Below are 11,535 nucleotides of genomic sequence, written 5' to 3' on the forward strand. Positions count from 1 at the left end.
GCCTCCTGGAACCGGGCCTCAACGGGGAACACCCCCGATCATGCCCGAGGTCAGAGGCGGGTCGAGCAGCCCGTCGCGGGCGAGTCGGCCACGCGCGGAAGCTCCGCCGGACGCCCGATGGACGGCATTCCGAGCGAAACGCCCTTCGCGGGCTCGCCCTGCCCCTGGCGCGCCTCCCAGGCGTCGCCGGCGCGCGTCCGGCGGACGTCCAGCACCGGCTTGTCGGCGACCAGGTGGTGCGGCGCCGCGTAGGTGACCTCGACGGCGACCATGTCGCCGGGGCGGACCGGCTCGTCCGGCGCGCTGAAGTGCACCAGCCGGTTGTCGGCCGCGCGGCCCGACAGCCGTCGCGTCGCCTGGTCCTTGCGGCCCTCGCCCTCGGCGACCAGGACCTCCAGCGTGCGGCCGAGCTGCTTCTTGTTCTCCGCCCAGGAGATCTCCTCCTGGGCGGCGACGAGCCGCTCGTACCGCTCCTGGACGACCTCCTTCGGCAGCTGGCCGTCCATGGTCGCGGCCGGGGTGCCGGGACGCTTGGAGTACTGGAACGTGAACGCCGACGCGAACCGCGCCTCCCGCACCACGTGCAGCGTCTCCTCGAAGTCGGCATCGGTCTCGCCGGGGAAGCCCACGATGATGTCGGTCGTGATCGCCGCGTCCGGGATCGCGGCCCGGACCTTCTCGATGATGCCGAGGTAGCGCTCCTGCCGGTACGAGCGGCGCATCGCGCGCAGCACGGCGTCCGACCCGGACTGCAGCGGCATGTGCAGCGACGGCATCACGTTCGGCGTCTCGGCCATGGCGGCGATGACGTCGTCGGTGAAGTCCTTGGGGTGCGGCGAGGTGAACCGGACGCGCTCCAGCCCCTCGACGCCGCCGCACGCCCGCAGCAGCCCCGCGAAAGCGGACTGCCCGCCGGACGTCATCGAACGAACCTCGTCCGGCGCGTCCGCCAGGGCCCCGAACCCCGAGCCGTAGGCGTTGACGTTCTGGCCCAGCAGCGTGATCTCCAGGACGCCGTCGGCGACCAGCGCCTCGACCTCGGCGAGGATCTCACCGGGACGGCGGTCCTTCTCCTTGCCGCGCAGCGCCGGGACGATGCAGAACGTGCACGTGTTGTTGCAGCCGACGGAGATCGACACCCACGCCGCGTACGGAGACTCCCGGCGCGTGGGCAACGTCGAGGGGAACGTCACCAGCGACTCTTCGATCTCGACCCGCGCCTCGTCCTGGACGCGGGCCCGCTCCAGCAGCGCGGGCAGCGACCCGATGTTGTGGGTGCCGAACACCACGTCCACCCAGGGGGCGCGCTTGACGATGGTGTCGCGGTCCTTCTGCGCGAGGCAGCCGCCGACGGCGATCTGCATGCCGGGATGACCGTCCTTGACGGGACGCAGATGCCCCAGGTTGCCGTAGAGCCGGTTGTCGGCGTTCTCCCGCACCGCGCACGTGTTGAACACGACGACGTCGGGTTCGGCGTCCCCGGCGCGCACGTAACCGGCAGACTCCAGGAGCCCGGACAGCCGCTCGGAGTCGTGGACGTTCATCTGGCATCCGTAGGTACGGATCTCGTACGTACGGGGAGCCGTCTCCATTGGCGCACTCATGACGGTTACCAAGGGTACGGGCCTGACGCGACATCACGGAATCGGTAATCGCCCCGGTCACCCCGCACGTCCGACCAGCACCGATGATCACGCAGCGCCACCGCGGACCCCCGTCCGACATGGGTATTCGTGATCGTATCGGTACCGCGCGGCGACTTTCGCGCCGCTGCCGATGACGTAAAGTCCGAGCGCATGACCGACAGCGAAGGCGGGCCCGACCTCACCAAGGACGGGCCGGAGGAGCCCACCGAGCCGGCCGCCTCGGGTGACCGGCCTCTCGTCGTGGTCGAGAACGTCAACAAGCACTTCGGCGAGCTGCACGTCCTCAAGGACATCAACCTCACCGTCGACCCCGGCGAGGTCGTCGTCGTCATCGGCCCGTCCGGCGGCGGGAAGTCCACCCTGTGCCGGGCCATCAACCGGTTGGAGCCCATCGACGACGGGACGATCCTCCTGGACGGCAAGGAGCTGCCGAAGGAGGGCAAGGAGCTGGCGAAGCTCCGCGCCGACGTGGGCATGGTGTTCCAGTCGTTCAACCTGTTCGCGCACAAGACGATCCTGGACAACGTCACGCTCGGGCCGATCAAGGTCCGCAAGCAGGGGAAGCAGGAGTCCGAGAAGCACGCGATGGAGCTGCTGGACCGGGTCGGCATCGCCAACCAGGCCCACAAGTACCCCGCCCAGCTGTCGGGCGGCCAGCAGCAGCGGGCCGCGATAGCGCGCTCCCTGGCGATGCGGCCCAAGGTGATGCTCTTCGACGAGCCCACCTCGGCGCTGGACCCGGAGATGGTCAACGAGGTCCTCGACGTCATGACCGGCCTGGCCCGCGAGGGCATGACGATGATCGTCGTCACGCACGAGATGGGCTTCGCGCGGAGGGCGGCCCAGAAGGTCGTGTTCATGGCGGACGGGCAGATCGTGGAGGAGAACACTCCCGACGAGTTCTTCACCAACGCGCGCACCGAGCGCGCCAAGGACTTCCTTTCCAAGATCCTCACGCACTGAGAGAGCAGAGGTAGGACGAGAAATGCGAGTACGTCGTTTCGGCGCCCTGATCGGGGCGGGGATGGCGCTGTCACTGGCGCTCGGTGCGTGTGGCAGCGACACGGAGAAGACCGAGGCCAAGACCGTCGTCCAGAAGGCCAAGGACGATAAGAAACTGACCATCGGCATCAAGTTCGACCAGCCTGGGCTGGGCCTGAAGAAGCCGGACGGAACCTTCGACGGCTTCGACGTCGACGTCGCCAAGTACGTCGCCAAGCAGCTCGGCGTCCCGGAGAACGGCATCACGTTCAAGGAGACGACCTCGGCGAACCGCGAGGCGTTCATCGGCGGCGGGCAGGTCGACCTGATCTTCGCCACGTACTCCATCACGGAGGCGCGCAAGGCCCAGGTGACCTTCGGCGGCCCCTACTACGTGGCCCACCAGGACACACTGGTCAGCGCCGACAACAACGACATCAAGACGGCGAAGGACCTCAAGGGCAAGAAGCTCTGCAAGGCGGCCGGATCGAACTCCTTCCGCCGCATCACCGAGGGCCCGCCGGACGGCAAGCTCAACATCAAGGGCGTCACCCTCGTGGACGCCAGCAGCTACTCCGAGTGCGTGAGCAAGCTGAAGGCCGGCGCGCTCGACGCGGTCAGCACCGACGACCTGATCATCGCCGGGTTCGCCACCCAGCAGAAGGGCTCCTTCAAGGTCATCAACGACCCCTTCACCGACGAGAAGTACGGCGTCGGCATCAAGAAGGGCGACACCGAGACCTGCGAGGCCGTCAACAAGGCCATCACCCAGATGTACTCCGACGGCACCGCCAAGACCATGCTGGACAAGCACTTCTCCGGCGCAGGGCTGCAGCTCGTCACGACCGCCCCGCAGATGGAGGGCTGCGCCTGATCAGCGGGCCGCGTCCGACCCGCGGGCCGGGCCCGGCCGCCGGTCGTGCCCGCCGCCCGCCACGCGTGACGCCCGTCACGCCGGCGCGTCCCCGCGAGACGTTTCCCGGGGACGCGCCGGCCTGGCCTGACAGTGCTGGAACGCCATGAGACATCTGAGCAATGTTTGATTTCGGCCCGTTCTTCGACAACTTCGGCGAGATCCTCGACGGGTTCTGGGCGACGATCCGCCTTGCGGCCGCCGCCGCGGTGCTCTCTCTGATCATCGGCACGGTCCTGGCGAGCTTCCGGGTCTCCCCCGTCCCCGTGCTGCGCGGCTTCGGCACGAGCTACGTCAACATCGTGCGGAACACGCCCCTCACCCTGGTGCTGCTGATGTGCAGCCTGGGCCTCAACGACATCCTCTCGCTGAAGTTCTCCGACAACTCGTCCACGACGTACTACTGGTGGGCGGTCCTCGGCCTCTCGGCGTACACCGGGGCGTTCGTCTGCGAGACGCTCCGGGCGGGGATCAACACCGTCCCGCTGGGCCAGGCGGAGGCGGCGCGCTCGATCGGCCTGACCTTCTTCCAGTCGCTCCGCGTGATCATCCTGCCGCAGGCGTTCCGGTCGATCATCGCGCCGATGGGCAGCGTCCTCATCGCGATGATCAAGAACACCACCGTGGCGGCCGCGGCGAGCTTCGCCGAGGTCGCGCTGGTCACCAAGACGATCGTGGACAAGCCGTCGTTCGCGAGCGGTGTCATCCCGCTGTTCCTCGGCGTGGCCGTGGGCTTCCTGATCCTCACCCTGCCGACCGGATACTTCTTCGGCTGGCTCGCGAAGCGGATGGCGGTGGCGCGATGAGCAAGGGAGCGTCCGTACTCTTCGACGTCCCCGGTCCGCGGGCGCGCGCGCGGAACATGATGCTGACCGTCGTCATGTCCGTGGTGTTCGCCGCCATCTTCGCCTTGCTGGTCTGGCGCCTGTACGACAAGGGCCAGTTCGAGGAGAAGCTCTGGACGCCGTTCACCGAGTGGACGGTCTGGCGCCACCTGCTCCTGCCCGGCCTGCTGAACACGTTGAAGGCGGCCGCCCTCGCGACCGTCCTGGCGCTGCTGTTCGGCGCGGTGTTCGGGCTGGCCAGGCTGTCGGACCACTGGTGGATCAGGATCCCCGCCGGGGCCGTCGTCGAGTTCTTCCGCGGCATCCCGCTGCTGATCCTGATCTTCCTGGCGTTCTTCGTCCCGAACAAGATCAGCCCGGAGATCGCCGAGTCGCCGCTCGGGCAGGCGCAGCGGCTGTCGGTGGACTACTTCTTCTCGATCTTCGGGGTGGAGAGCAACGCCGGCGTCGTCACCGTCCCCGCGTTCGCCGCGGTCGTGTTCGGCCTGACGATGTACAACGGCTCCGTGCTCGCCGAGGTGGTGCGCGCGGGCGTCCTGTCGATCCCGAAGGGGCAGTCGGAGGCGGCCTACTCCGTCGGGCTGCGCAAGAACGGCGTGATGCGGCTCGTCCTGCTGCCGCAGGCCGTCACGGTGATGATGCCGGCGATCGTGAGCCAGATCGTCGTCCTGCTCAAGGACACGGCGCTCGGCTTCATCATCGCCTACGGCGAGTTCCTGCAGGCCGGGTTCAAGCAGGTCCCCGCCAACTACCACAACAACGTGCTCCAGGCGGGCATCGTCGTCGCGATCATCTACATCGCGATCAACATGTCGCTGAGCCGGGTCGCGACCTGGCTGGAGGCCCGCAGCCGCCGCAGCCGCAAGACGTCCGCCAAGACCCTCAAGGCGGGCGGCCCACCGCCCGTCGCGGGGGTGGGGGTGACTCAGCAGTCGATCTAGTCAGGGCCTGAGACCTCTTGGGCCGAGCCGTGTTTCCTCCGTGAGGGGCGCCGCCGATTCCGGTGGCGCCCCTCGCTGTTTCGGCGGCGTCGCTCCGCGGTATACGGGGCTCCGATGGACGTTCAGGACGAGCAGGCCGCGGACACCGGTGTTTCCGGTGGGTCGCCTGGTGGCCTGCAGGTATCTTTCCGAGTTCAAACGGCCCGTCATGGCCCCAACCCGTCCCCGTATGCGGGACGATTCCTGGTATGACCGCTCGTGCGACCCTCCCTTACGGCTCCTGGCCTTCCCCCATCTCCGCGGCCGACGTCGCCCGCGCCCGGCTGCGCCTCAGCTTTCCCACCGTCGCGGGCAACGACGTCTGGTGGCAGGAGACGCGGCCCGAGGAGGGCGGGCGGACAACGGTCATCCATCTCAAGGGCGGTCACCGCACCGAACTGCTGCAGGCGCCGTGGGACGCGCGTACGCGCGTCCACGAGTACGGCGGGCGGTCGTACCTGACGGTGCGCGGTGAGGGCGGCGGCCTGTCGATCGTGTTCGCCAACTACGAGGACCAGCGGCTCCACCGGCTCGACGAGGGCGACCCGAAGCCGTATCCGCTGACTCCGGAGCCGGCCGTCCCGGCGGGGCTGCGGTACGCCGACTTCGTGCTGTCCCCTGACCGGACGGAGATCTGGTGCGTCTGCGAGGGCCACATCGCCGCCCCCCAGGAAACGCCGGAAACCGCAGGCGCAGGCACGGATGCGGGCGCGGACACGAGCGCGAGCGATTCTGGGACGGCGGAGGGCGCGGGGTCGCAGGGCGGCGCGGACGACAAGCCCGCCACCCTGGGCATCAGGCGAGCGATCGTCGCGGTCCCCCTGGACGGCAGGGCCGCCGAGGACGCGGGCGCCATCCGCGAGCTGGTCACGGGCGCCGACTTCTACGCCTCCCCCTCGCCGTCCCCGAGCGGCGGCCACCTGGCCTGGGTGCAGTGGAACCACCCGCGCATGCCGTGGGACGGCACCGAAGTGCGCGTGGCGGCGATCGAGGACGGCGCGACGGTCGCGCCCCGCACGGTCAAGGGCGGGCTCACCGAGTCGGCGCTCGCGCCGGTGTGGCGCGACGACCAGTCCCTGTACGTCATCTCCGACTGGCCGGGCTGGTGGAACATCTACCAGGTCGGCCTGCACGGTGAGTCGCCGCAGGCGCTGTACCCGGCGGAGGAGGAGTTCGCCGGGCCGCTGTGGCAGCTCGGCGGCATGCCCTACGCCCTGCTCGGCGACGGCCGTCTCGCCGTCCTGCACGGCGAGGGGAACCTGCGGCTCGGCGTCTACGATCCCGAGACGCTGGAGCTCGTCGACCTGGAGGTCCCGTACGAGCACTGGCAGACGCAGCTGTCCACGGACGGGACGACGATCGTCGGCATCGCGGGCGGTCCCGACCTGCCGACGTCCGTCGTCCGGGTCGACACCACCACCGGACGCGTCGAGGGGCTGCGCAGGGAACTGGCCGAGCTGCCCGACGTCGCGTACCTGTCCAGGCCGCGTGCCGAGCGCCTGGACGGCCCGTTCGGACGTCCCGTCCACGCCTACATCTACCCGCCGACCAACCCGGAGGCGGTGGCGCCGGAGGGCGAGCTGCCGCCCTACGTCGTGTTCGTGCACGGCGGGCCGACCGGCCGCGTCTCCACGGTGCTCGACCTGGAGCGGGCGTTCTTCACCAGCCGCGGTATCGGCGTCATCGACGTCAACTACGGCGGGTCCACCGGTTACGGCCGCGCCTACCGTGAACGGCTGCGCCGCCAGTGGGGCATCGTGGACGTCGAGGACGCCGTCGCCGCCGCGCGGGCCCTCGTGGACGGCGGGATCGCCGACCCGGCCCGCCTCGCCATCCGCGGCGGCTCGGCGGGCGGCTGGACGACGCTCTCCACCATCACCCAGACGGACATGTTCAAGGCCGCTACGTCCTACTACGGGATCAGCGACCTGCAGAGCTTCGTCAAGGCCACGCACGACTTCGAGTCGCGATACCTGTTCGGGCTGATCGGCCCGCTGCCCGGCTTCGAGCGCGCCTACGAGGAGCGGTCGCCGCTGAACCATGCCGACAAGACGGCGTGCCCCGTCCTGCTCCTGCAGGGCCTGAACGATCCGGTGGTGCCGCCGGACCAGTCCGAGCGCTTCGCGGTGGCGCTCGCGGCGAAGAAGATGCCGTACGCGTTCCTGACGTTCGAGGGCGAGTCGCACGGCTTCCGGCGCGCCGACACCGTCATCCGCTGCCTGGAGTCGGAGCTGGCGTTCTACGGCCAGACCCTCGGCTTCGAGCCCCGCGGCGTCCTCCCCATCGACCTGACCGTCGGCTAGCCGGCCGTCACGGGACGATGTAGGAGCCGATGTCGAGCAGGGAGTGGTCGGCCGCGAAGAACGACACCGTGTCGCCGGAGGTGTTGTTCAGGAATCCCGTCGTGAGGCCGTTGTAGTAGGCGTCGGGACGGTTCGTCCCCGGCCCGACGTGCACGCGCAGCAGGCTGCCAGGCCCGACCACGTACCCGCGGCCGATCCTCATCAGGTTGCCCGCCTGGTCGCGCAGGTAGCCGCCGCTCACGTCGACCGGCCGGGACGTGGTGTTGCGCAGCACCACATGCTCGCTGTTCTCCGGCTGGACGTCGTCGCCGCTCGGGTTGGGGAAGACGCTGTCCACGACGACGCCGTTCGCCGCCGGGAACGGTGCCCTGCGCTGCAGGACCCGCTCCACCGTGGCGGGAAAGTTCGACGTGACCCAGTCATAGCCCTGATGCACCGCCATCGCGATCTCGGCGGGACTGTCCACCGGATCGCTGATCACCTTCAGGCCCTTGGCCCGCGCCCGTCCGATGTCGGCCGCGCTGGTCACCCGGGGGTGCGCGTAGACCGCGATCGTCCAGCCCGCCAGTTCGGCGAGTTCGCCGTCGCCGAGCATCTTCCCGCCCGTCAGGTAGGAGAGCTGCACCTTCGGCGCGGACGCGTGGAACTCCTTGAGCGCCGCCTGGTCACGGGAGTGGACCTGCACACGGTAGGCGCCCGACGGCAGCTTGGCCCCGTCCGTGAGCCGGGCCGCGTTCAGTTCCTTGGCGAGCAGGGTCGCCACACCGGGGCTGTTCGCGGGCGCCTTCATTTCCAGGCTGAGGCCCGTCCGGTGCCCGGCGACCGCCAGGAGTTCCTTCAGCGTCGGGACGCGCTGGCCCGCATACCGCGAGTCGAACCATGACCCGGCGTCCAGCCGCTTGATCTCGGCCAGCGTGAACTGCCCGACCGTCCACGGCGCCCGGTCGGGGTAGACCTCCTCCACGTCCGTCGTCCTGGCGAGCGTGTCGTCGTGCAGGAGGACGAGCCGCTTGTCCGAGGTGAGCTGGACGTCGCCTTCGAGCACGTCCGACCCGTCCCGGAGCGCGTTGCGGTAGGAGGCGAGCGTCTCCTCCGGCGCCTGCCCCGGCGAACCCCGGTGACCGACGACCACGGCATCGCCCCGCTTCCCACCGGCGCGCTCCGGAGAGGCCTGAGCGCTACCGGCGACGGCGAGGGCGGCGGCCACGACGGCACCGCCGGCAAACATGGAGACCCTGTTCACAAATCATCCTTCCGCAGGTGGACGACCTGATCATCACGGCCTCGCCTGTCAAGAACCCGTCCTGACGCTGAACATCCCCCCAACTGTCGTCCGCTCGCAAACACCAGCGAGCCCAGCCCCACGCGCACGAATCGGCACTGGGAGCGGGGTTGCGGGCGCGGCGTTGGGGATCAGCGGGCGAATTCGATGGCGCGGGATTCGCGGACGACGGTGACGCGGATCTGGCCCGGATACGTCAGTTCGTCCTCGACCTGCTTGGCGATGTCGCGGGCGATGACCTGCGCCTGGATGTCGTCGACGGAGTCGGGCTTGACCATCACGCGGATCTCTCGTCCTGCCTGCATGGCGAAGACCTTCTCGACGCCCTCGTGCTTGTCGCGCGCGATCTGCTCCAGCCGTTCGAGGCGCTTGACGTACGCCTCCAGCGACTCCCGGCGCGCTCCGGGGCGGCTGCCGCTGATCGCGTCGGCGGCCTGGGTCAGGACCGCCTCGACCGTCCGGACCTCGACCTCGTTGTGGTGCGCCTCGATGGCGTGCACGACGTCCTCGTGCTCGCCGTACCGGCGCGCGATCTCGGCGCCGATCAGCGCGTGGCTGCCCTCGACCTCGTGGGTCAGCGCCTTGCCGATGTCGTGCAGCAGCGTGCACCGCTTCGCGATCTCCACCGGCAGCCGCAGCTCGCTCGCCATGATCCCCGCGATGTGCGCGGACTCGATCAGGTGTTTCAGCACGTTCTGCCCGTAGGACGTCCGGTACCGCAGCTGGCCGAGGAGGGCGATGAGCTCGGGGTGCATGTCGGCGATGCCGACCTCGACGAGCGCGTCCTCGCCGGCGCGCACGCACAGCTGCTCCACGTCGCTCTTGCTGCGCTCGTAGATCTCCTCGATGCGCTGCGGGTGGATCCGCCCGTCCAGGACGAGCTTCTCCAGCGTCAGCCGCCCGACCTCGCGCCGCACCGGGTCGAAGCAGCTCAGCAGCACCGCCTCCGGCGTGTCGTCGATGATCAGGTTCACGCCGGTCGTGGTCTCGAACGCGCGGATGTTGCGGCCCTCGCGCCCGATGATGCGGCCTTTCATCTCGTCGCTCGGCAGGTGCAGCACCGAGACGACCGACTCGGCGGTCTGCTCGCTCGCGACCCGCTGGATCGCCAGCGTCACGATCTTGCGGGCGCGCTTCTCGCCCTCCGCCCGCGCCGTGTTCTCGATCTCCCGGACGATCGGGATGGACTCCCGTTTCGCCTGGTTCTCGACCGCCGTGACCAGTTCGGCCTTCGCCTGCTCGGCGGTGAGCCCGGCCGCGCGTTCCAGGATCTTGCGCCGCTCCTCCTCGACGCCGGCGAGCTCCTCCTTGCGGGCCTCGAGCGCCTTCTTCGCCTCGGCGAGGCGCCCGGACCACTCCTCGAGCCGCCGCACCTCACCGTCCAGGCGCTGCTCCCGCTCCGCGAGCCGCGCCTCCCGGCGTTCGAGATCCTCCCGGACGGTGCGCAGGTCGTCGCGGAGGGACCGGCCCTCCTCCTCGACCTCCGCGCGCGCCTCCGACGCGATCCGCTGCGCCTCCCGCTCGGCCTGCTCCAGGACGGCCTTGGCGTTCTGCTCGGCCTGCGCCTTGATCTCGTCGCTTTCGCTCCGCGCCCGGGCCATCTCCGCCGCGGCCTTGCCGGGCATGCCCGGACGCCACAGGACGACGATCACGAGAGCGACCAGGGCCACCAGCAGCGCTGCACCCAGCAGGACGCTCTCCATGAGGCAGATCCTTCCTCGCCGCGGGTCCGTCCGGAGTCGGGACCCTGCCTAGCGAGGATTTACTCGCGTCCAGCGGACGTCCGGATACGCGCCATCGCCGGGCCGCGCACGGCGCGCCGCCGATGACCAGGCCGAATCCGGTCGACGAACGTGTCCTGTATGCCTCTCAGCTGCTGGAACGTGCTCGGTCGTATGACAATCCGCGAGACGCGGAGTAACTCCTCACTGCCGTAACGGTAAGCGGCATGGAGGTAATGAGCAAGCAAACGCGGGGCATTCCGGACTAACCGAACGTCAACGTGAGTCCTCCCTTACCACGTTCCTGACTGTGCCAATTGCCGACACTCCTCTGGTCAGTCGAGGGGCGGGTCGTCGGGGAGCGCTTCCGGGTCGGTCCCCTCTTCGGCCAATGCCTCTCTCACGATCCGGTAGGAGAGGCCGGGCGAGTAACCCTTGCGGGCGAGCATGCCCACGAGGCGGCGCATGCGTTTGGTGGGCTCGACCCCCACCGTCGACGCGAGCTTCCGAACGACGAGGGCACGGGCGGTCTGTTCTTCCTGCGCGGGGTCCAGCGCTTCGACGGCGTCTTTGACGGTCTCATCGGCGACGCCGCGCCGGCGGAGCTCGGCCGCCAAGGCGCGTTTGGCGAGGCCGCGGCCGGTATGCCTGGACTGGACCCATGCCTGCGCGAACGCCTCGTCATCGATGAGGCCCACGTCGCTGAACCGCCCGAGTACCCGCTCGGCGACGTCATCGGGAATGTCCTTACGCCGCAACGCATCCGCAAGCTGCGCCCGCGTACGCGGCGCCCCCGACAACAAGCGAAGACAAACCTCCCGCGCCGCCCCCTCAGGATCCACACCACCCTTCCCACCACCAGCC

The 11,535-nt window shown here is 69.5% G+C and carries 9 protein-coding genes; 5 read left to right on the forward strand and 4 right to left on the reverse strand.

Going from position 1 to position 11,535, the window contains the following annotated elements; translation table 11 throughout:
- Positions 1–50: 50 nt before the first annotated feature.
- On the reverse strand, positions 51–1,592 hold the full coding sequence (gene miaB, locus E1287_RS27105; RefSeq protein ID WP_243719466.1) for a tRNA (N6-isopentenyl adenosine(37)-C2)-methylthiotransferase MiaB: 1,542 nt from the start codon (positions 1,590–1,592) through the stop codon (positions 51–53).
- Between the two features lie 294 nt (positions 1,593–1,886).
- Between miaB and E1287_RS27110 the strand changes: the two genes are divergently transcribed.
- The 5 genes from E1287_RS27110 (at position 1,887) to E1287_RS27130 (ending at position 7,668) form a co-directional block, all read left to right on the forward strand.
- Positions 1,887–2,609 (forward strand): amino acid ABC transporter ATP-binding protein, encoded by a 723-nt coding sequence (locus E1287_RS27110; RefSeq protein ID WP_243719467.1) that lies wholly within the window; start codon positions 1,887–1,889, stop codon positions 2,607–2,609.
- A gap of 22 nt (positions 2,610–2,631) precedes the next feature.
- Positions 2,632–3,501 (forward strand): glutamate ABC transporter substrate-binding protein, encoded by an 870-nt coding sequence (locus E1287_RS27115; protein ID WP_131967900.1) that lies wholly within the window; start codon positions 2,632–2,634, stop codon positions 3,499–3,501.
- Positions 3,502–3,662: 161 nt separating this feature from the next.
- Entirely contained in the window at positions 3,663–4,346 is a 684-nt protein-coding gene (locus E1287_RS27120) for an amino acid ABC transporter permease (RefSeq protein ID WP_131967901.1), read from the forward strand.
- Positions 4,343–5,326 (forward strand): amino acid ABC transporter permease, encoded by a 984-nt coding sequence (locus E1287_RS27125; RefSeq protein WP_131967902.1) that lies wholly within the window; start codon positions 4,343–4,345, stop codon positions 5,324–5,326. The genes E1287_RS27120 and E1287_RS27125 overlap by 4 nt, the downstream gene beginning before the upstream one ends.
- A 248-nt stretch (positions 5,327–5,574) precedes the next feature.
- On the forward strand, positions 5,575–7,668 hold the full coding sequence (locus tag E1287_RS27130) for a prolyl oligopeptidase family serine peptidase (protein WP_131967903.1): 2,094 nt from the start codon (positions 5,575–5,577) through the stop codon (positions 7,666–7,668).
- 7 nt (positions 7,669–7,675) lie between these two features.
- Here E1287_RS27130 and E1287_RS27135 read toward each other — a convergent pair whose 3' ends face one another.
- From E1287_RS27135 to E1287_RS27145, 3 genes are all read right to left on the reverse strand, one after another.
- Entirely contained in the window at positions 7,676–8,911 is a 1,236-nt protein-coding gene (locus tag E1287_RS27135) for a glycerophosphodiester phosphodiesterase family protein (RefSeq protein ID WP_131967904.1), read from the reverse strand.
- Positions 8,912–9,081: 170 nt separating this feature from the next.
- A complete protein-coding gene (rny, locus tag E1287_RS27140; protein WP_131967905.1) occupies positions 9,082–10,653 on the reverse strand; it encodes a ribonuclease Y in 1,572 nt (523 codons plus the stop codon).
- Positions 10,654–11,006: 353 nt separating this feature from the next.
- A complete protein-coding gene (locus E1287_RS27145; RefSeq protein ID WP_131967906.1) occupies positions 11,007–11,513 on the reverse strand; it encodes a regulatory protein RecX in 507 nt (168 codons plus the stop codon).
- Between the last annotated feature and the right edge of the window lie 22 nt (positions 11,514–11,535).

Source organism: Actinomadura sp. KC06 (assembly GCF_004348735.1).
In the GTDB taxonomy this organism is placed as follows: Bacteria; Actinomycetota; Actinomycetes; order Streptosporangiales; family Streptosporangiaceae; genus Spirillospora.